Source organism: Streptomyces sp. NPDC046900 (genome assembly GCF_040644975.1).
In the GTDB taxonomy this organism is placed as follows: Bacteria; Actinomycetota; Actinomycetes; order Streptomycetales; family Streptomycetaceae; genus Streptomyces.
The window spans coordinates 39,160-57,896 of sequence record NZ_JBEYXD010000037.1 but is presented as its reverse complement, the minus strand read 5'-3'; the positions used below and the strand labels follow the sequence as shown (position 1 = coordinate 57,896).

Genomic DNA, 18,737 nt, shown 5'->3' with positions numbered 1-18,737 from the left:
CCTAGGCCGAAACCCTCAGTAGTGCTGGACCCCGAGGCGTTGCGGCAGAACTTCAACCGGCGGCCGGCCTCGGCGCCGCTGTGGCAGCCGCCAGAGCAGGCATCTGGCAGTCACTGAACACCGCGACGGGGGCGCGAGCGGCAGGGGCTGCGGAAGACGGCGCGCCAGAGTGTTCGGATCTCCGTCAAAGTGCAAGGCCTGCATGCCGAGTTGGGACGCGACAGCGCAGTTGTCGTGCCGGTCGTCCACGAAGAGGGTCTTCTCCGGCCGGGGCGATCCGGCGGCCGCGAGCGCTGCCTCGAATGCGCGCGGTGATGGCTTATTTATGCCGATGCGCGCGGAAAAGAGGGCCTTGGACATCAAGTGCTGCACCACGGCGTGCGGTCGAGCGCGTCGGAAAGTGGGTGGGGGGCGTTCGAGAGGAGTAGCAGGCGTGTCCCGGCGGCATGGGTTGCTCTGGGTACGGACACGACCGCGGGGTCGGTGTGGGTCCACATGTCGGTGTCCGTCTGACGCAGGGTGTCGAGCAGGGCGCTTCCGGGAGAGGCGATCAGGCCGCCACGCAGGAGGCCGCTCCAGAAGGCGTGGGTCGTGATTTCTCCTGCGTCGTAGGGCTCGCGGCGCGCCCAGAACGCATTCTCAAAGTCCCAGGTCTGGTCGGCCGGCCATCCGACGAGGGCGGCCAGGCGGTCCCACATCTGGGGGGTGGGCTGTCGGCCTATGACGCCGTTGCTAGGTAGAACTCGCTGTCTCAACGCCGCACGTATCGCAGGCGGCACATCACCCGCACGTGTATGCCAGCCTGATTCCGGCTTCGGGATCAACGGAGCCTTGGTTGGCACTGAGATTGGCCGTCGCGGTCGTTCGTGCTCCTAGGACTGCGAGGGTGACGGCAAGAACCAGTGACATCGAGAAGGCGGCAGGTCTGCTGCGCGCTGGCGGTCTGGTGGCCTTCCCGACCGAGACCGTCAAGGGTCTGGGCGCCAACGCCGAGGACTCCGCCGCCGTCGCCGGCATCTTCCAGTCCCAGGGGACGTCCGCCCTCCCACGCTGATCGTCCACATCGGCGGCGCGGAGCATCTGGACGACTGGGTCCAGGAAGGACGTGCCTGCAACGGCGCGCCTGTTGGCCGAACGCTTCTGGCCGGGGCCGCTCACGCTGGTCCTGTGGCGCGGTTTCCGCGTGCCCCTCGAAGCGACCGGTGGTTTGGAGACGGTGGCCGTGCGCGTGCCCGACCACCCCGTCGCCCTCGCGCTGCCGTCGGCCTTGGGCGGCGGTGTCACGGCGCCGTCCGCTAACCGCTCGGCTCGGTCAGCCCCACGACGGCGGACCATGTCCGTTCCGAGCTCGGCAATGCTGTCGACTTCGTACTGGACGGCGGCACTTGCGAGGTCGGCGTCGAATCGACCATTGTCGACGCCACGGGTAGACCCCGAGCATCTTGCGGCCAGGCGGGGTGACGCGCGAGGACCTCGAAGCGGTGCTGAGACACCCGCTTGCGGTCCCCGCCACCAGCCGCATTCGGGTGCCCGGTCAGCATCCCTCCCACTACACGCCGCGCGCGGGTCGTCCTCGTCGAACCGGAGAAGGTCGTCTCCGAAGCGAAGCGTGCGCAGGAGCTGGGGCAGCAGGTGGGCGTGTTTTTCCCGTCCTTCGCCGACGCTGCGCTCAAGGCGCACGCCGTGGTGGCAGTCCCCGCATCGATGGCCGCCTACGCGCGCGGCTGTACGGGTTCCTGCGCGAACTCGACCAGCAGGGGTGCGACCTCATCGTGGCCTCCTTGCCGGTGGAGGAGGGGCTAGGACTGGCGATTGCCAACCGGCTCCGCCGCAGGGTCCCGGCCCAGCGCGTGACCAGCACCGACGCCGTGCCTTCAAGAAGCTGTTTCCCGACCGCGGCTGCGTACGGCCGAAAGGTGCAGGAGATATCTGCCTGGGAAGTTGCGTGATTGACAGGGTGCGGGCGGGACGGCGTCGGCCAGGGGTTCCAGCTCTCTGTACACGGCGGCGTGGAGTGCGGCGGCGAGTTCGCTTCTTCGCTCTCCAGGCCGTGCATCATGAAGTACACCGGTCCCGGGTAGGCGTCCAGATCAACCTCGTGGGTTTGGATCAGACGGGTGATCGAGGCCCGGATGGCATCGTTGACGGCGTCGGCGACCGTGTGGCCTGCGGTGGCGAGGGCCTCCATCCCGCCTTCCCGCCAGGCACGCCGCCAGCGTTCACCGACCGCTCGCTGACCTGCAGATCCTTCGCGATCACCACGTTCTTCTCGTCGCGTGTGAACCGTTCGCTCGCCTCGTACCGGTTCCGCTCCCGAAACTGTCGCCGCTCGGCGGTCAATCGGCCGCCCTGCGCATGCCGCATGCCACCGGCCTACCGAAGGGATCAGCACCCGACAACAACCCGAAAAGATCAGTAACTCCCCATCCCTCACACCAACGCGGAGGCGAGGTCCCGGGGTAGGCCTCGGTGATGTCGCGTCTCGCCGCTTCCCTCAGGCTGCCACCACAGGGAGCTATCCGCTCGTCCACCCGTTCGGCAACACGCCGCGCCTGCGGGCCGGGCCACCCCTAGCATGCTGACTGTGCGACCCATTCTCCCGAAGATCGAGGGCGGCCGGCTACAGGGCCTCCTGCAGCTCATCGAGGACGGCATCCACCTCGTCGTCGCGGCGCTCCTCGTACTGCTCGCGGGGCTCCTGACCGTCGGGGTCGTCCACGACGTCATCAGGTCGATCCAGGGGCCGTACCGCGAAGAGACGGTCGTTCTCTCCGCCCTGGACAACGGCCTTGTGCTGTTCATCGTGGCCGAGCTGCTCCACACCGTCCGCCTCACCATCAGGAACCAGACCCTCGACGCGGAGCCGTTCCTCGTCGTCGGCCTGATTGCCGGCATCCGCAGGGTGCTCATCGTGACGGCCGAGGCGGAGAAGTCCTTCCGGTGGAATGTCGAGGGGATCGAACTGCTCATCCTGGCGGGGCTGATCCTCGTGATGGCGACAGCGGTGTACGTGTGGCGGCGCTCGACGCGGCCGGAAGACTACTTCCCGCTCCAGGAGGCGCGGCGCTCCCCGTCGCCGACTTCGTCACCCACCCCGGTGCGCGGGTCCTGATCCGTCACCTTCCGCCGCCGCGGCCGCCCGCACTCGCTGCTCCTCGCGAGTAGAGCCGACGTCCCGTTCCAGGGCGGTGCGGCTCACGGCCGTCGCGAGGTCCTCCAAGGCTTGCGTCTGCAGTTCCGCCTCGCGCCGCACGACCGGGCTCCGGTCCCCGGCGGCGCCCTCCCACGCGTGGAGCGCCTCCTCCACGCGCCCCCAGTCCGGATTCCTGTGCTCGCGCACGTCGACTGCCGCCTGCGCGGTGTCCTCCTCCAGGGCCTCGGCGAACCGCTCCGCCTCGGGGACGACACGGCTGTCGGCCCGCGGGACGTGGCTCTCCATGAGCATCGCCGCGCGGCCGAACCCCTTGAGCGCCTCCTGCGCCTCCTGCGCCTCGCGCGACGTCAGCCCCCTGGGGCGGACCGGTTCCTGCCTTGCCCGGTCGTATGCCTCCTGCCAGGCGGCACGTGCCTCCCTGCTCGCCAGCAGTGCCCTGCGCATGTCGGCGTGATGCTCCCGGGTCGGTTCGGCGTAGTTGCGGAGCACCGCGGCCGCATAGCGGCCGTTGGCTGCGAGCCAGTCCGCAAGCCGGCCCGGCAGCCGGGGTGTCTCCCATGCGGGGAACACCACGTACGCCAGCATTGCCAGGGCCCCGCCGAGCAGGGTGAGCACCACCCGCTCCGGGACCGTCTGCTCCCACGCCTGGCCGCCCATGCCGAGCAGAAAGACGACGTACGCGGCGGTGAAGCACTGGGAGTAGGCGTAGCCGGTACGGATCAGCGTGTACGACAGGCCCGCCGAGACCACCGCCAGCGCGCCGAACACATGGGCATCCGGTCCCAGGGCCCGCACCATCAGGGTGGCGAGCGCGACCCCCGCCAGGGTCCCGGCGAGACGGGCCACCGCACGTGCGTACGTCCGGTGGAAGTCCGGCCGCATCACCATCACGGAGGCGATGGGCGCCCAGTAGCCGTGGCCCAGGGGTAGCCGGGCGGCGATCAGATAGCCGAGCGTGGCCACCGCCGCCAGGCGGACGGCGTGCCGGAACACGGGCGAGTCCGGGCGGAGCTCACGGCGGACCGCCCGGATGACGACCGGGACCAGCCGGAGCATTGTCGGGCGTACCAGGAACTGGGCGCCCGCGGGGCCGGGCGGCGTGGGCGTCCTCCCGCGCGCGCTGCCGCTCCCGGCGATCTCCAACGCCTCGCCGAGCAGTTCCACGAGCCGCTCGGCGGCCTGCCTCGCGGGGCCCTCCAGTACCTCGTGCTCCTCGTCGACGCGCAGGACGTCCGTGCTCCCGGGCGGCACCTCGGCGGGAGTGCCGCGGCGGATCGAACGGGCGACCGCATCCAGAACGTCGGCGGCCGCGTTGAGCAACTCCCGCGCGCGGTCCCGCCCGGGTCCCTCCGCCGGGGCGCCGATGTCCGGGTCGGCGAGCGCGGCGACGACCGGCCGGATGCGCTCGGCGAGTCCTCGGGGGCCGTGGAGGGCGGGGGGACGGGTGCGGGCCTGTGACGGCGTCACGGCGGCCGCGTCCCGGGCCGTCATCAACGGCTCCGGGTCGAACGGGGCGGTCGGGTCGTGCCGCAGCCGGCGGGCGTAGTCCGCCACGGCGGCCAAGGCGTCGGCGAGCGCGTCACGATGTGCCCCCCAACGGCGGATCGGGAACAGCAGGATCAGCACGGCCTGCGTCACGCCTCCGAGCGCGATGACCCCGGCGTGCTCCAGGGCTCGCCCGACGCTCGTGGGCAGGGTGATGGTCACCAGCATGCTGCCGACGGTCGTCGCTGCGACGATCCCAGCGGTCGATCCGACGGCCCACGCCATTCCCGCGGCAAAGGCCCATACGGCCAGCAGTGGGAGGAACGTCACGAGTCGCCCCGCCGCCAGGTAGCCCGCGAAGGTGCTGAGCGCCAGACCCGCGCCCGCGCCGAGCGCGATCACCTTGCGTGGACGCCAGGTGCGCTGGAAGGTGGCCCCACCTGCGGAGTAGGCACCGAGGGCGGCGGACGCGGCATACGCAGGGGAGACCAGCCACAGTGCCGACCCGATGACGATCGCCACCCCAGCGGCCGTGCGCAGCGCGAGCAGAGGCTCCAGCCGCGTCTCCTCGATCGTGAGCCCGGATCGCACGACCTCCCCGAAGGCCCGCAGCCACGTCACGGGTGTGAGCCTAGCCGGAACGCCCTGCCGGGTCGCGTCGGCCGCGCCGCCGCCTCCTGGCGGCGCCGCGCTCGGCGGACGCGCGATCCCGGGCCGACCTACACTCACAAACCGGCACCCTCGCGTACAGGGCGATCGATGACCACACCCCCGGCGCCAGCTGTCAGCCCCAGCGGCCGCGGCTCGACGTCGTCCTCGTGGCCGATCCGGGATGGCCAACGGAGGTCGCGAAGCGACTGAAGAACGGACCTGCCCTACCAGGACAACACCCGCCTCGTCATCGCCATGATCAGCCCGCCGGAGCACATCGCGCTGCTGTCGCTGCCCATGCTCAGCCTGATGCGCGCCGCCCACCGGCTGGGGGGAGCGGCCCTCGGCGTGATCGGAGCGCTGATCTCAGAGTCCGGCAACGCCCTGCCACCCGGGAGCTCCAGTACACCAGCGAGGCACCGCACGTCCGCGGGCGGTTGCGGCTGCTAGGCAGGATGGTCCGCGTCAACCGGCCCTGGCTGTGCTGTTCACCGGCCTCTCCCGAGCGCTCCCTGGCGTGTTCGCCACCACCGCGTTCGGCCTCATGAGCAGCGACATCTGGGGTCACCCTTGACGTGGGGCCGCTCCGCAACACGGTGTTCGCCCTGCTGTCGATCCGCACGCCCGTCCGACTACCCGGGCAGTCGGACGCCTGGGCCTGGCAGGGCAATACAGGGAGGCTAATTGGGCCCGACATGCGCATGCGTTCGCGCGCCCCGTCGGCCAGGCTGAATGGGAAGCCCAGGGGCCGGGAGCCACCCCGGCGCCCGCAGCCGGAGGTTGCCGTCATGACCGTGATGTCCATCGCCAGGTTCGAAAGGTTCTTCCGCGCGGCCGCGGGGCTGGACGTCGACAAGAACGATCTCAAGCGCTACAGCGACTTCGTCGACGCCAAGCTCTACGATCTGCTGACCGTCGCCCAGGCCACTGCCAAGGCCAACGGGCGCGACATCATCCGGACCTGTGACCTACCGATCACGAAAGGCCTGCAGGAGAGCATTCACCGCTTCCGGAAGATTGACCAGGAAGTAGAACTCAAACCGATCCTGGAAGAGCTCGCCACCCACCCCGCTCTGGACCGCACGCCCGACGAGGAGACCGAGGCGGCCTATCCGGACATCATCGGCGGACTCAGCCTGGCCCTTGCTCAGTGCTTCAAGATCCTCCACCCCGAGCTGAAGAACCCCCAGACCCAGCACTGGGACGAGGCCCGAGCCGTCTTCGACCTCCTGCTGTGAGTGGCGACCGGACCAGGCGGTGCAGACCACGGCCAAACAGCGTCAGCGCGCTCTGCTTCCTCGGCTGCCGCAACGATCTGCTGGCTCGCCGCAGGCTCTCGTCCACGTCCAAGGTGCTGCCGAAAGCGGTCCTGGTCGGTGAGCTGGCCGAGACCGCGGGCGGGCACCCGCCGGCTGCTGGAGCAGACCGCTGTGCGGCTTGCGGGGATCCGCACGATCCCGTATCGGCTGGTGTCGTAAGTCGGTCCCGAAGCCCGACCGATCCGCGAGGGCAAGTCCCAGCACTCCAGGCTGATCGGCCCACATCTCGGGTGTCGGAGAACTCAGATTGTGGCGGCTCGACCTCGCAGGGATCATCGAAGGCGTGGACAGGAACATGTCCGTCGGGTTCGGGGAGCGGCTGCTGGAGGAACTGGTCAGAGCAGCCCAGCTGGCATCACCTGCGGAACTGCCCGTGGTCCTGAACCGGTATGCCGAGGCCATGGGTCTGGGCAGGGCCGTTATCTATCTGGTCGACATCCAGCAAAGACTGCTGGTGCCGCTTGTCGAAAGCGAGCCGGAACTGGAGCTCGACACTTCGCTGGCCGGATGGGCCTACCGCACCGACTCTCTCCGAGTGGAAGAAGGCCCCTCCGGCGGTCTGCACGTATGGCTGCCCCTGGCCGACGGGGCGGAGCGGCTGGGTGTCGTAGAGCTGAACATGAGCACCCTGGACGGGCTCAAGCTACGGCGCTGTCGAACGGCGGCGCTGCTCCTCGCACTGATCATCGCATCCAAGCGCACCTACAGCGACACCATCGCACAGCGCATGCGTACCAGGCCGATGCACTTGCCCACGGAGATGGTGAGGGCTTTTCTCCCTCCCCGGTCGATCGGCACCGGGCGGGTCGTTTCGACGGCGGTTCTGGAGCCTGCGTACGAACTGGGCGGCGATGCTTTCGACCATGCGTTCACCGAGGACGTTCTGCACGCCACAATCCTTGACGGCATGGGGCACAACCTGGCGTCCGGACTTGCCACCTCTGTCGCCATGGCAGGCTGCCGTAACGCCCGGCGCAGCGGGGCAGACCTGAACGAACTCGTGGGCACCGTGGACGAGGCGCTGGCGAAGTGGCTTCCGGAGCAGTTCTGCACGGGTGTCTTCACCCAGTTGCACATGCCCACCGGCGTCCTGCGCTGGTGCAACTGCGGCCACCCGCCTCCGTTGCTCATCCGTCGCCACCGCCTGCTCCACAATGCCTTGGAGCGGCCACCTGAGCCTCCTTTGGGTCTGCCCGCCAGTCTCGCCGGGACCGTCCGCCAGGTGCACGAGGTCAGCCTCGAACCCGGTGACCGAATACTGCTCTACTCAGACGGCGTCGTAGAGTCACGCGACGAGGCAGGCGAAGAGTTCGGCCTGGAACGCTTCACCGACTACATCATCCGGTCGACCGCAGCAGGGCAGAGCGCCCCGGAAGCGCTGCGCCTGCTCATCCACGCCATCCTCGAGCATCGGCACAACAAACTCAGCGACGACGCCACGATCTTGATGTTCGAGTGGCAGCCCCCTGATCCGTGACCGCAAGAGCCGGAGAGCGCAGCCGTGGCGCCGGCTTTCGTTCTGGGCGCCTCACGAGCTCAGTCCGCGAGGTCGGCCTTGCCGAACAGGACCGCGTAACTGGAGGGGAGTTGGCTAATGATCTGATTCAGCTCTCCGCCGGTGACAGCGTCGGCAACGGTGGTCAGGACCGCGCTGGCGTCCCACTGCGCCGTACGCGGCCGGGCATGGGTGCGCTCGGCGACCCGGCGGTAGAACTCTTCGATCCCGAAGCTTCGCGCATGCTGCGGCGTGGCATGGTCCAGAACTTGTCCCAGCGGGCCGGGCAGCTGGGATGCGAGGTCCTTGACCTCTCCGGGGCTGATCCGTTGGGCCAGCACTTCCAGCACGGCGTTGGTGACGTCCGCGGCTTCGGCCTGGTCGTTGTATTCGCCTCGCTCGCGCACACGGGCGAGGAATCCGTCGTATTTCATAGCTGCCCTCCTTCTGCCCCGGTCACCGCTGGTCATGAGGGTCGCCCGGTGCGCTGTCGCGCAGGGCGGCAACCGCCCCGACGATCGTCACTTCGAGTCCGTCCAGAATCCAGACGGCTCCCAAACCGATGACGATCCGCCAATGGAATCGGGACCACGCAGCCGGTCGGCCGGGCGGGGACCTTGGTCGTGACGACGCCGAACTCGAAAGTGGTGGTCATGCCACGCCTCCTCGTTCAGGGCCATGGGCTGCTGCCTGGAGAGGGACAGAACAGGCCGGAATGGACAGGTCTGCATAGCGTGGTCTTCTGTGCTGCGCTGCCACCTTCTGGGACACCGTTTTCGCTTTCTCCATCAGGGCGACACGATGCTCCGGCACTGCGCGCGTGGGTGCGGAGCGGAGGGCAGCAAGCGATATCCGTCGGCCCAGGACGCCGAGCGTTACGCACGGGCATTCGACCGCGAGGACCAGGCGGACATGGGCCGGCGAGCAGCGCTGGGTCTGCTCCCCCTTCGGCTGCTGCGCGCCTGGCGTCTGCGGCGCCGAAAGGAAGCCGGTGGGAAGCCGCGTGCCGAGTCTCCGCCGCCGTGAGGGGTTATGACACGGGACGTCATCCATGAGTCACCCGGGTGTCGAGCGTCGCCGGCCCGGCCGCGGCGCCGGACGTGTGTCCGGAACCGCGGCGTTCGCGTCTCAGCCGCTGCTCTCGGTGCTTTCACTCGTCTCGCTGATCTCGACGTGCCGCGGCTTTGCGACCTCGGCCTTGGGGACGGTGATGGTGAGCACCCCGTCCGACATCTGAGCATTGATCTTTTCGGTGTCGACCTCTCCGGGCAGCCGCAGCCGGTACTCGAAGGCTCCGGTGCGGCGGGTGCTCCGGCGCAGGACGCCTTTGCGTTCCTTCTCCTTGATCTCTCCGGTGACCACCAACTCCTGGCCGTTGGCTTCGACGTCGATGTCCTTGCTCTTGACGCCGGGGAGTTCGATCTCGACGTGAAAGGCGTCGTCGGACTCCGTGACATCCGCCAGGGGTGTCCACGCGACTGCGGGCGCCACGCCTCCCACCGTGGATTCGATCAGTCCGCTCATCTCGCCGAGCAGTTGGTCGAACTCCGTCAGCGGATCGCGTGCCCAGCCCAGGGGCCTGTCCTGCACTGCGCCACCGCGGTGGCGCCGGACGGGCATGGTCATTCCCATCGCCTCCTTCTCGTGATCTCCTCGCCCGCTGGGCGTCATGCGAGCCAGGCGGACTCCTTCGGACGGGTATATGGGGAGCTGTCGGTGCCGCCGGGCGCGGCCGTGTGGCCCAGGTAGCGGTGCACGAAGTGAATACTCATCGCGCCTTCGCCGACCGCGGAGGCCACACGCTTCACCGAGCCGCTGCGGACGTCGCCGGCGGCGAAGACGCCAGGCAGGCTGGTCTCCAACGTCAGGCAGTCGCGGCCCTGGCTCTGCCACAGTTCGGGAACGGAGCACGCCTGCGCCTCCGCGCCGGTGAGCACGTAGCCGCGCGCGTCGAGGGCGAGCGCGCCGGACAGCCACTCGGTGTGAGGGTCTGCGCCGGTGAAGACGAACAGGGCCCGCACCGCGAGGTGGCGGTGCTCGCCCGTACGGTGGTCGACCACGGTGACCGCCTCCAGCGCCTTGTCGCCGAGTGCCTCGGTCATCTCGGTGTGCAGCATCACGCGCACCCGCGGGTGGCGCTCGATCTGATCGATCAGGTAGCGGGACATGTGCGCCTCGAGGTTCGGCCCACGGACGAGCAGATACACCTGCGGTGCGTACCCGGCCAGGAAGAGCACGGCCTGGCCTGCGGAGTTGCCGCCGCCGACCACCGCCACCGGGTCGGTACGGCACTGCTGGGCCTCGTAGACGCTCGCCGAGTAGTGGACGCTCGTTCCCTCCAGGCGTTCGATGCCGGGCACCTGGAGCCGGCGGTAACGGGCACCCGTGGCCAGGACGACGGCGCGGGCGGCGATCTCGCTGCCGTCGGCGAACGCCACCACGTAGTGGTCCTCGTCCTTGGGATGGAGACCGGTCGCCTCCACCGGAATGCTGATCCTGGCACCGAACTTGTCGGCCTGGAGCACGGCGCGTTCGGCGAGTTCGGCGCCGGAGATGCCGGAGGGGAAGCCAAGCAGATTCTCGATGCGGGACGACGTGCCGGCCTGGCCGCCGGTGGCCATCGCCTCCACCACCGTGGTGCTCAGGCCCTCGGAGGCGGCGTACACCGCGGCAGCGAGGCCGGCGGGTCCGGAGCCGACGATCAGGACGTCGCCGTGACGGCTTCCGGCAGGCAGTGACGGCAGACCGATGAGACCGGCCAGTTCCGCGTTGCTGGGGTTGCGCAACAGGGTGGTGTCCCGCCAGATGACGAGCGGTGTCTCCTCCGGGCCGACGCCGAAGCGGCGCAACAGCTCCTCGGCCTCCTCGTCGGTCTCCAGGTCGATCCACCGGTGCGGCAGCCGGTTGCGGACGGCGAACTCGCGCAGCCGCCTGGTGTCGGGCGAGTAGCGCGAGCCGACGATGCGGAAGCCGGCGCCCTGTCCGACGAGCAGCGCGCGACGGCCCAGACAGGCGCGCAGCACGACGTCCCCGATGCTGGAGTCCTGGGACACCAGGTGGCGCAACTGGTCCAAGGAGACGACGAGGACCTCGCCCGGCTCCCTGGCGACAGCGGTGTAGAAGGCCACCTGTCCGTGCAGCAGCCCGAGTTCGCCGATGAAGCGACCGGGGCCGTGCACGCGCAGCACGTGCTCCTCGGGAGTGCCGTAGTCCTCGACGACGGCGAGGGAACCGCTGAGGACGACGAAGAACGTCTCGCAGCGCTCCCCCTCCCGGATCAGCACCTCGTTCGGAGCCATGCTCCGGCGTTGCCCGTGCTCCGCCAGACGTGCTATCTGGTCCTCCGTAAGACGCGGATACGCGCCGTAGATGTCCGGGGTCTCCCAGAAGACGGCCTCGTCCGCTTCCTCCGGCACCGGTTCTTCGCCCGGCAGCGACTGGTCGCCGGACATCAGACGAACGCCTCGTGAACGTAGCACCAGCGCCAGTCCTCGCCGGGCTGGAACGACTGCACGATCGGATGGGCGTCGGCAGCTGCGTGCCTACGCGCGTGCTTTTTCGGCGAGGAGTCGCAGCAGCCGACGTGCCCGCAGGTCAGGCAGAGCCTCAGGTGGACCCACGGGGAGCCGAGCATCAGACACTCCTGACACCCTTGTGGGGTCAGCGGCTTGACCGGCCGGACAAGCGCGAGGTGGGGGTCTGCGTGCAGGGTCATCCGGATCACCCTTTCCGGGCGGTGATTGACTGTTCCACCCACTGGCGCAGAGCGGGGGCGGGCGCCGCCCCCGCCTGCCGGGCGATGGTCTGTCCTTTGTCGAGGACGAGCAGTGTCGGTACCGCCTGGACCTCGAACCGCCGCGCCAGACGCGGGTTCTTGTCGATGTCGACCTTGACCAGCTTGATCTTTCCCGCGAGATCGGCGGCGACCTTCTCCAGCGCGGGGCTCACCATGCGGCAAGGGCCGCACCAGGTGGCCCACAGGTCAACAACGACGGGCACGGTGGCCTGCTCGACGACCTCGGTGAAGTCGTCGTCGCCCGCGTCGGCCATCCACGGCAGAGGCTGCTTGCAGTTGCCGCACCTGGGGCGGCCCTCGGCGGCCACGGGTACCCGGTTGGTGCGCCCGCAGTGCGGACAGGTGACGTTGGTGGCTTGCACGGGACTCATGCCGCCCTTGCTCCCTTCACGTCCTCGGGCTGGTCGTAGGTGACCACCAGTTCGCCTTCCTGGGCGTCGACGCGGACCTTCGCGCCGTCCTGGACGTCGCCGCGCAGCAGGGACCGTCCGACGAGGGTTTCGACCTCGTGGGATATGTAGCGGCGCAGCGGTCGGGCCCCGTAGACCGGGTCGTAGCCCTGGTGGGCGATCAACTCCCGTGCCGCGTCGGTCAGTTCGACGGTGATGCGGCGTTCGGCGAGGCGGCGGCGCAGTTCGTCGAACTGGAGCTCCACGATCCGCTCGATCTGGCGCTCACCGAGCGGCTTGAACAGCACGATGTCGTCGACGCGGTTGAGGAACTCCGGGCGGAAGTGCCCGCGCAGCTCGCCCATCACCAGGGCGCGGGCGTCCGGCTTGATCTCGCCCTCGGCGGTGGCGCCGTCGAGGAGGTGCTCGGAGCCGATGTTGGACGTCATGATGATCACGGTGTTGCGGAAGTTGACGGTGCGGCCCTGAGCATCGGTGATGCGGCCGTCGTCGAGGATCTGCAGCAGGGTGTTGAAGACATCGGTGTGCGCCTTCTCGATCTCGTCGAACAGCACAACCGAGTACGGCTTGCGGCGTACGGCCTCGGTGAGCTGGCCGCCTTCCTCGTAGCCGACGTATCCGGGAGGTGCGCCCATGAGCCGGCTGACGGTGTGCCGCTCCTGGTACTCACTCATGTCGAGGCGGACCATGTTCTCCTCGGAGTCGAACAGGGCCGCCGCGAGGGTCTTGGCCAGCTCCGTCTTCCCGACGCCGGTGGGGCCGAGGAAGATGAACGAGCCGATGGGGCGGCGAGGGTCGCGGATGCCGGAGCGGGCGCGGATGATGGCGTCGGCGACGAGTTTGACGGCCTCGTCCTGGCCGATGACGCGCTCGCGCAGGATCTCGTCGAGGCGCAGCAGTTTCTCGCGTTCGCCCTCCTGGAGGCGGGCGACGGGGATGCCGGTCCAGGCGGCGACGATCTCGGCGATCTCCTCCTCGGTGACGACCTCGCGCAGCAGCCGGTTCTGCCCTTGTTTTGCGGCCAGTTGCTCCTCCTCTGCGGCGAGTCGGCGCTCCAGGTCCTGGAGGCGGCCGTAGCGGAGTTCGGCGGCGCGGTTGAGGTCGTAGGCGCGTTCGGCCTCCTCCGCCTCGTGGCGGACCTGCTCCAGTTCCTGGCGCAGTTCCTGCACGCGGCGGATCGCCTGCCGTTCGGCCTCCCACTGGGCGTGTTTGGCGTCGGCCTCGCCGCGCAGGTCGGCCAGTTCCTTGCGCAGTTCCTCCAGGCGGGTTTTGCTGGCGGCGTCGGTCTCCTTGGACAGGGCCGCCTCCTCGATCTCCAGGCGGGTGACGCGGCGGGTGATCTCGTCGAGTTCGGCGGGCATCGAGTCGATCTCGGTACGCAGCCGGGCGCACGCCTCGTCGACGAGGTCGATGGCCTTGTCGGGCAGGAACCGGTCGGTGATGTAGCGGTGGCTGAGGATGGCCGCGGAGACCAGCGCGGTGTCCTGGATCTTCACGCCGTGGAAGACCTCCAGACGTTCGCGCAGTCCGCGCAGGATGGAGATGGTGTCCTCCACGCTCGGCTCGTCGACCAGGACCTGCTGGAAGCGGCGTTCGAGGGCGGCGTCCTTCTCGATGTGCTTGCGGTACTCGTCGAGGGTGGTGGCGCCGATCATGTGGAGTTCGCCGCGGGCGAGCATCGGCTTGAACATGTTGCCCGCGTCCATGGCTCCCTCGGCGGCGCCCGCGCCGACGACGGTGTGGAGTTCGTCGACGAAGAGCAGGATGCGTCCCTGGGCGGCCTTCACCTCGGACAGCACGGCCTTGAGGCGTTCCTCGAACTCGCCCCGGTACTTGGCGCCGGCGACCAGGGAGCCCATGTCGAGGGCGAACACCGTCTTGTCGCGCAGGCCCTCGGGGACGTCGCCGCGGACGATGCGCTGGGCCAGGCCCTCGACGATGGCGGTCTTGCCGACGCCGGGATCGCCGATGAGGACGGGGTTGTTCTTGGTCTTGCGGCTGAGGATCTGGGTGACGCGGCGGATCTCCGCATCACGGCCGATGACCGGGTCCAGCCGCCCGGACCGAGCCTCGAGGACCAGGTCGCGGCCGTACTTCTCCAGAGCCTCATAGGCCACTTCAGGGTTGGCGGAGGTGACGCGCTGGTGGCCGCGGACCTGGGTCAGCGCGCTCAGGAACGAATCCCGGGTCACGCCGTGCTCCTTGAGCAGGCGTCCGGCGGCGGTCGCCGAGCCCTCCTCGGCCAGGGCGAGCAGGAGGTGCTCCACGGACACGTACTCGTCCTTGAGGCGTTTGGCCTCCCGCTCGGCCGCGTCGAGCAGGCGGGACAGGCGCTGAGTGACGAAGACCTGGCCGGGTGCCGCGCCCGGACCGGTGACCTTCGGGCGGCGGGAGAGTTCCTCGCGCACGGCCGCGCGCAGCTCCTTCGGCTCGGTGCCGGCCTGTTGCAGCAACCGCGGGATCAGACCGTCCTCCTGATCGAGAAGCGCGAGCAGCAGGTGTTCCCCGTCGACCTCGGTCTGCCCCATGCCGACGGCCGCGCTCTGGGCCTCCTGGAGGGCTTCCTGGGACTTCTGGGTGAGACGGTTCATGTCCATGGGGGTGTTTCACTCCTCGTACCGGCGCGGCGCAGAGCGGCTTCGAGCATGCTGATGCGGTCCAGCAGGTCGAGCACCAGGCCGATGGATGCGTAGTTGAGGCACAGCCCGGTGCGCAGCCGCTGGACGCGGGCGAGGGCGGCCGGTGCCGTGGGTTCGAACACCAGCCCTCCGGAGGCGTCGCGCTCGGCCTCGACCAGGCCCAGAGCGACGAACCGGCGGATGAGGTCGGGATGGACGCCGGAGCGGCGGGCCACGGTCTGCAGAGAGAGCCTGGGCACCGGCACGATCGCGTACCGGACGCGTGCCGGCGCTGGAGCTGTCAGCCGAGACGCCTGGCGCGCCCCGACGCGTGGGTCACTCATCGTGTCCTCCTGGGGTCGAACGAGGAGACGGCGGCGAGCTCCTCGAAGAGTGCGCGCTCCCGGTCGCTGAGCCTGGACGGCACCATGATCCGGAGCTCGGCGTAGAGGTTGCCGTTCGTGCCGCGCGGGTTCGGCATGCCCTCACCGCGCAGCCGCAGCCGCCGGCCGCTGGACGAGCCCGCGGGCACGCTCACCTTCGCCGTCGCCCCGCTCGGCGTGGGCACCGGAACTGTGGCACCCAGCGCGGCCTCCCAGGGTGTGACCGGAAGCTGCACGTACACGTCCCGGCCGTCGAGGCGGAAACGGGGGTGCGGCTGGATCCGCACCCGCAGGTACAGGTCCCCCGCGGGGGCGTCACCGTTGCCGCGGCCGCCCTCGCCCGCCAGCCGGATACGCTGCCCGTCGGTGACACCCGGTGGCACGTCGACCTCGTACCGCCGCGGCTGCCCGGTGGGACCGGCGAGCGTGACGGTGCGACGACCTCCCCGGTACGCCTCCTCGACGGTGAGCGGCAGTTCGGCCTCCTGGTCGGCTCCGGGGACACGTACCCGTCCGGCGCCCCCGAAGAACGAGCCGAACAGGTCGTCGACGTCGACGCCCTCCGCGCCGAAGCCGCTGGTGGCGTACCGGACCCGGGGCCCGTCCCCGGTGGACCAGCGGAAGCCGCCGCCGGGTCCCGCGCCGGCACCGACCCGCTCCTCCCAGTCTTCGGGAACCTTCCGGAAGTCCTCGCCGAAGCGGTCGTAACGGGCCCGCTGGTCGGGGTCGGACAGGGCACTGAAGGCCTCGTTGATCTCCTTGAACCGCTCCTCCGCCGTGGGGTCCTTATTGACGTCCGGGTGGTACCTGCGGGCCAGTTTGCGATACGCCCGCTGGATCTCGTCCTTGTCGGCGTCTCGCGGGACCCCGAGAACCTCGTAGAAGTCGCGTGCCATGGCCGCTCACTCCCGCTTGGCGACGGTCACGGCGGCCGGCCTCAGTTGCCGCTCGGCCTCGCCGTAGCCGGGGCGCAGCACCTGCGCCACGGTGTTCGGTTCGGCGTCGGGGTCCTGGACCACGCCGACGACCTCGTGCCGGGAGGGGTCGAACGGGACGCCGGTCTCGGCGTGACGCTCGTAACCAAGGCGTTCAAGGATGGACACGGCCTGGTCGCGCACGGCGCGAACCCCCTCGACGATCGCCCTGGGGTCGGAGCCCGCGTGGTTCAGGGCCAGTTCGAGGTTGTCGATGACGGGAAGGAAGGCCGCCGCCGTGCGGGCGCGTTCGACCGCGCGCTCCCGGTCCAGTTCCCTGGCGTGTCGCTTGCGCAGGTTGTCCAGATCGGCGAGAGCACGCCGCCAGCGGTCCTCGACCTCTTTCAGCGCGGCCGCGTACTCGTCCTCGACCCCGGCCGGACCGGTGGCCGCGTCGGGCCCCGGTTCGGCCTGCGTGGTCGGCGGCGCGGGCTCGGGCAGGTGGCCCTGCGGCGGTTGTGCGGCGCCTTCGGGCGGTAGGTCGGACGATCGGTCCTGGGGAGGGATCGGCATGGCGGGTACCTCAGCCCTTGTCGAACTCGGCGTCGATCACGTCTTCGTCGGCGCCGGCACCGCCCTGCCCGGAGCCGTCCGGCCCGGTGGTGTCCGACGGACCACTCGCCGCCGCGGCTTCGGCCTGGTGGGCGGCGAGCCCGGCGTAGACCTGCTGGAGTTCGGAGATCAGCGGCCTGACCTTGTCCACTCCGGCCTCGTTCTTGACCGCGTCGCGGGCCTCTGCCACCAGCATCTCGCCTCGCGCCTTTTCGTGCGCGGGCGCGGCCTCGCCCAGTTCGTTCAGACGCTTTTCGACCTGGTAGGCGATCGCGTCGAGTTCGTTGCGGGCGTCGACGGCCTCACGCAGTGCCTGGTCCTGGCCCCGGTTGCTTTCGGCCTCCTGGACCATGCGTTCGACCTCGCTCCGGTCCAGGTTGGAGCTCTCGCTGATGGTGATGCCCTGTTCCTTGCCGGTGTCCTTGTCGCGCGCGCTGACGTTGAGGATGCCGTTGGCGTCGATGTCGAAGGTGACCTCGATCTGCGGTTCGCCCCGCGGCGCCGGCCGGATGTCGGTGAGCTGGAACCGGCCGAGGACCCGGTTGTCGGCGGCCCGCTCGCGCTCGCCCTGGAGGACGACGATGTCGACGGCCGGCTGGTTGTCCTCGGCGGTGGAGAAGGTCTCGCTGCGGCGCACCGGGATGGTGGTGTTCCGCTCGATGATCTTCGTCATCACTCCGCCGCGCGTCTCCACGCCCAGCGACAGGGGGGTGACGTCGAGCAGCAGGACGTCCTTGACCTCGCCCTTGAGCACCCCGGCCTGTATCGCGGCGCCCAGCGCCACGACCTCATCGGGGTTGACGCTCATGTTGGGGTCCTTGCCGCCGGTCAGCCGGCGCACCAGGGCCTGTACGGCGGGGATGCGGGTGGAACCGCCGACGAGGATGACCTCGTCGATGTCGCTCTCGCCGACCTTGGCGTCGGCCATGGCCTGCTGGACCGGACCGAGGCAGCGCTCCACCAGGTCGCCGGTGATCTGCTCGAACGTGGACCGCATGATCGAGTCGGTGAGGTGCTTGGGCCCGGAGGCGTCGGCGGTGATGAACGGCAGGCTGACCTGGGTCTGGGTGACGGAGCTGAGCTCGGTCTTGGCCTTCTCCGCCGCCTCGAACAGTCGTTGCAGCGCCTGCGGGTCCTTGCGCAGGTCGATGCCGTTCTCCTTCTGGAAGTCGTCCGCGAGGTAGTCCACCAGACGCCGGTCGAAGTCGTCGCCGCCCAGATGGCTGTCACCCGCCGTGGAACGCACCTCCACCACGCCGTCGCCGACGTCGAGGATGCTCACGTCGAAGGTGCCGCCGCCCAGGTCGAAGACGAGGACGGTCTCGTGCTGCTTCTTGTCCATGCCGTACGCGAGGGCGGCCGCCGTCGGCTCGTTGATGATCCGCAGCACTTCCAGTCCCGCGATCCGTCCGGCATCACGGGTCGCGGTGCGCTGGGCGTCGTTGAAGTAGGCGGGCACCGTGATGACCGCCTCCGTGACCCGCTCCCCCAGCTGCTTGGAGGCGTCGTCGGCGAGTTTGCGCAGCACCAGGGCGCTGATCTCCTCAGGCGCGTACAGCTTGTCGCGCACCTTGAAGCGGGCCTCGCCGTTGTCTCCAGGGACGACGTCGTAGGCGACGGCCTTGGCCTCGTCGGGGATCTCGTCGAAGTGTCGGCCGATGAACCGCTTGGCCGAGTAGATGGTGCCCTTGGGGTTGAGGATCGCCTGGCGCCGGGCCAGCTGGCCCACCAGACGTTCCCCGGTGTCGGTGAAGGCCACCACGGACGGTGTCGTGCGGTTGCCCTCGCTGTTGGGCACGACGGACGGCTCGCCGCCCTCCCACACGGCGATCACCGAGTTGGTGGTGCCCAGGTCGATGCCCACTGCCTTGGCCATGAGGAACTCCTTCCGCGGCGGTCG

At 69.6% G+C, this 18,737-nt stretch carries 18 protein-coding genes and 1 pseudogene; 6 read left to right on the top strand and 13 right to left on the bottom strand.

Going from position 1 to position 18,737, the window contains the following annotated elements; genetic code table 11:
* Window positions 1-15: 15 nt before the first annotated feature.
* Together ABZ904_RS29500 and ABZ904_RS29495 are read right to left on the bottom strand one after the other, a co-directional pair.
* Window positions 16-360: an HAD-IA family hydrolase gene (locus tag ABZ904_RS29500; RefSeq protein ID WP_361002202.1), complete on the bottom strand. Its 345-nt coding sequence runs from the start codon at window positions 358-360 to the stop codon at window positions 16-18.
* A complete protein-coding gene (locus ABZ904_RS29495; RefSeq protein ID WP_361002205.1) occupies window positions 360-698 on the bottom strand; it encodes a hypothetical protein in 339 nt (112 codons plus the stop codon). The genes ABZ904_RS29500 and ABZ904_RS29495 overlap by 1 nt, the downstream gene beginning before the upstream one ends.
* Before the next feature lie 92 nt (window positions 699-790).
* On the opposite strand from ABZ904_RS29495, the pseudogene ABZ904_RS29490 reads away from it, so the two are divergent.
* From ABZ904_RS29490 to ABZ904_RS29480, 3 genes and pseudogenes are all read left to right on the top strand, one after another.
* Window positions 791-1,461: pseudogene (locus ABZ904_RS29490) on the top strand (L-threonylcarbamoyladenylate synthase).
* Window positions 1,458-1,949, top strand: coding sequence for a Sua5 family C-terminal domain-containing protein (locus tag ABZ904_RS29485; RefSeq protein ID WP_361826592.1), 492 nt, complete (start codon window positions 1,458-1,460; stop codon window positions 1,947-1,949). The pseudogene ABZ904_RS29490 and the gene ABZ904_RS29485 overlap by 4 nt, the downstream one beginning before the upstream one ends.
* Before the next feature lie 626 nt (window positions 1,950-2,575).
* Window positions 2,576-3,112 (top strand): phosphate-starvation-inducible PsiE family protein, encoded by a 537-nt coding sequence (locus tag ABZ904_RS29480; RefSeq protein ID WP_361002208.1) that lies wholly within the window; start codon window positions 2,576-2,578, stop codon window positions 3,110-3,112.
* Here ABZ904_RS29480 and ABZ904_RS29475 read toward each other — a convergent pair.
* Entirely contained in the window at window positions 3,086-5,260 is a 2,175-nt protein-coding gene (locus ABZ904_RS29475; protein ID WP_361002211.1) for an FUSC family protein, read from the bottom strand. The two genes, ABZ904_RS29480 and ABZ904_RS29475, sit on opposite strands and share 27 nt — an antisense overlap.
* 285 nt (window positions 5,261-5,545) lie before the next feature.
* On the opposite strand from ABZ904_RS29475, the gene ABZ904_RS29470 reads away from it, so the two are divergent.
* The 3 genes from ABZ904_RS29470 to ABZ904_RS29460 all read left to right on the top strand — a co-directional run bounded on the left by ABZ904_RS29470 (window position 5,546) and on the right by ABZ904_RS29460 (window position 8,086).
* A complete protein-coding gene (locus ABZ904_RS29470; RefSeq protein WP_361826588.1) occupies window positions 5,546-5,740 on the top strand; it encodes a hypothetical protein in 195 nt (64 codons plus the stop codon).
* A gap of 338 nt (window positions 5,741-6,078) precedes the next feature.
* Window positions 6,079-6,528 carry a DUF1931 family protein gene (locus ABZ904_RS29465; RefSeq protein WP_361002214.1) on the top strand — a complete coding sequence of 150 codons (450 nt, stop codon included), beginning with the start codon at window positions 6,079-6,081 and terminating at the stop codon, window positions 6,526-6,528.
* Window positions 6,529-6,892: 364 nt separating this feature from the next.
* Window positions 6,893-8,086: a PP2C family protein-serine/threonine phosphatase gene (locus ABZ904_RS29460; RefSeq protein ID WP_361002217.1), complete on the top strand. Its 1,194-nt coding sequence runs from the start codon at window positions 6,893-6,895 to the stop codon at window positions 8,084-8,086.
* A 59-nt stretch (window positions 8,087-8,145) separates the two neighbouring features.
* On the opposite strand, the gene ABZ904_RS29455 is transcribed toward ABZ904_RS29460, so the two are convergent.
* The 10 genes from ABZ904_RS29455 to dnaK all read right to left on the bottom strand — a co-directional run bounded on the left by ABZ904_RS29455 (window position 8,146) and on the right by dnaK (window position 18,713).
* Window positions 8,146-8,538 (bottom strand): DUF2267 domain-containing protein, encoded by a 393-nt coding sequence (locus tag ABZ904_RS29455; protein ID WP_361002220.1) that lies wholly within the window; start codon window positions 8,536-8,538, stop codon window positions 8,146-8,148.
* A gap of 694 nt (window positions 8,539-9,232) precedes the next feature.
* Entirely contained in the window at window positions 9,233-9,730 is a 498-nt protein-coding gene (locus tag ABZ904_RS29450; RefSeq protein WP_361002223.1) for an Hsp20/alpha crystallin family protein, read from the bottom strand.
* A gap of 41 nt (window positions 9,731-9,771) precedes the next feature.
* Complete coding sequence (locus ABZ904_RS29445; RefSeq protein ID WP_361002226.1) at window positions 9,772-11,556, bottom strand: FAD-dependent oxidoreductase; 1,785 nt, start codon at window positions 11,554-11,556, stop codon at window positions 9,772-9,774.
* Window positions 11,556-11,819 (bottom strand): UBP-type zinc finger domain-containing protein, encoded by a 264-nt coding sequence (locus ABZ904_RS29440; RefSeq protein ID WP_361002228.1) that lies wholly within the window; start codon window positions 11,817-11,819, stop codon window positions 11,556-11,558. Before ABZ904_RS29440 ends, ABZ904_RS29445 begins: the two co-directional genes overlap by 1 nt.
* Before the next feature lie 5 nt (window positions 11,820-11,824).
* The gene (gene trxA / locus ABZ904_RS29435) at window positions 11,825-12,271 is read right to left on the bottom strand and encodes a thioredoxin (protein ID WP_361002231.1); all 447 of its coding nucleotides are present in this window, start codon (window positions 12,269-12,271) and stop codon (window positions 11,825-11,827) included.
* Window positions 12,268-14,907: an ATP-dependent chaperone ClpB gene (clpB, locus tag ABZ904_RS29430; RefSeq protein ID WP_361002234.1), complete on the bottom strand. Its 2,640-nt coding sequence runs from the start codon at window positions 14,905-14,907 to the stop codon at window positions 12,268-12,270. Before clpB ends, trxA begins: the two co-directional genes overlap by 4 nt.
* The gene (locus ABZ904_RS29425; protein WP_361002237.1) at window positions 14,898-15,272 is read right to left on the bottom strand and encodes a chaperone modulator CbpM; all 375 of its coding nucleotides are present in this window, start codon (window positions 15,270-15,272) and stop codon (window positions 14,898-14,900) included. The genes clpB and ABZ904_RS29425 overlap by 10 nt, the downstream gene beginning before the upstream one ends.
* Window positions 15,269-16,207: a J domain-containing protein gene (locus tag ABZ904_RS29420; protein WP_361002240.1), complete on the bottom strand. Its 939-nt coding sequence runs from the start codon at window positions 16,205-16,207 to the stop codon at window positions 15,269-15,271. The genes ABZ904_RS29425 and ABZ904_RS29420 overlap by 4 nt, the downstream gene beginning before the upstream one ends.
* A 6-nt stretch (window positions 16,208-16,213) precedes the next feature.
* Window positions 16,214-16,798: a nucleotide exchange factor GrpE gene (locus ABZ904_RS29415; RefSeq protein WP_361002243.1), complete on the bottom strand. Its 585-nt coding sequence runs from the start codon at window positions 16,796-16,798 to the stop codon at window positions 16,214-16,216.
* Between the two features lie 10 nt (window positions 16,799-16,808).
* The gene (dnaK, locus tag ABZ904_RS29410) at window positions 16,809-18,713 is read right to left on the bottom strand and encodes a molecular chaperone DnaK (protein ID WP_361002246.1); all 1,905 of its coding nucleotides are present in this window, start codon (window positions 18,711-18,713) and stop codon (window positions 16,809-16,811) included.
* Window positions 18,714-18,737 lie beyond the last annotated feature (24 nt).

What these genes read in the sequence shown, in the direction of transcription:
- ABZ904_RS29420 (WP_361002240.1), bottom strand. Translation starts at nt 16,207, where the DNA reads ATGGCACGCGACTTCTACGAGGTTCTCGGGGTCCCGCGAGACGCCGAC.
- ABZ904_RS29445 (WP_361002226.1), bottom strand. Translation starts at nt 11,556, where the DNA reads ATGTCCGGCGACCAGTCGCTGCCGGGCGAAGAACCGGTGCCGGAGGAA.
- ABZ904_RS29425 (WP_361002237.1), bottom strand. Translation starts at nt 15,272, where the DNA reads ATGAGTGACCCACGCGTCGGGGCGCGCCAGGCGTCTCGGCTGACAGCT.
- ABZ904_RS29500 (WP_361002202.1), bottom strand. Translation starts at nt 360, where the DNA reads ATGTCCAAGGCCCTCTTTTCCGCGCGCATCGGCATAAATAAGCCATCA.
- ABZ904_RS29495 (WP_361002205.1), bottom strand. Translation starts at nt 698, where the DNA reads ATGTGGGACCGCCTGGCCGCCCTCGTCGGATGGCCGGCCGACCAGACC.
- ABZ904_RS29470 (WP_361826588.1), top strand. Translation starts at nt 5,546, where the DNA reads ATGATCAGCCCGCCGGAGCACATCGCGCTGCTGTCGCTGCCCATGCTC.
- ABZ904_RS29450 (WP_361002223.1), bottom strand. Translation starts at nt 9,730, where the DNA reads ATGACCATGCCCGTCCGGCGCCACCGCGGTGGCGCAGTGCAGGACAGG.
- clpB (WP_361002234.1), bottom strand. Translation starts at nt 14,907, where the DNA reads ATGGACATGAACCGTCTCACCCAGAAGTCCCAGGAAGCCCTCCAGGAG.
- ABZ904_RS29480 (WP_361002208.1), top strand. Translation starts at nt 2,576, where the DNA reads ATGCTGACTGTGCGACCCATTCTCCCGAAGATCGAGGGCGGCCGGCTA.
- ABZ904_RS29415 (WP_361002243.1), bottom strand. Translation starts at nt 16,798, where the DNA reads ATGCCGATCCCTCCCCAGGACCGATCGTCCGACCTACCGCCCGAAGGC.
- trxA (WP_361002231.1), bottom strand. Translation starts at nt 12,271, where the DNA reads ATGAGTCCCGTGCAAGCCACCAACGTCACCTGTCCGCACTGCGGGCGC.
- ABZ904_RS29440 (WP_361002228.1), bottom strand. Translation starts at nt 11,819, where the DNA reads ATGACCCTGCACGCAGACCCCCACCTCGCGCTTGTCCGGCCGGTCAAG.
- ABZ904_RS29465 (WP_361002214.1), top strand. Translation starts at nt 6,079, where the DNA reads ATGACCGTGATGTCCATCGCCAGGTTCGAAAGGTTCTTCCGCGCGGCC.
- dnaK (WP_361002246.1), bottom strand. Translation starts at nt 18,713, where the DNA reads ATGGCCAAGGCAGTGGGCATCGACCTGGGCACCACCAACTCGGTGATC.
- ABZ904_RS29455 (WP_361002220.1), bottom strand. Translation starts at nt 8,538, where the DNA reads ATGAAATACGACGGATTCCTCGCCCGTGTGCGCGAGCGAGGCGAATAC.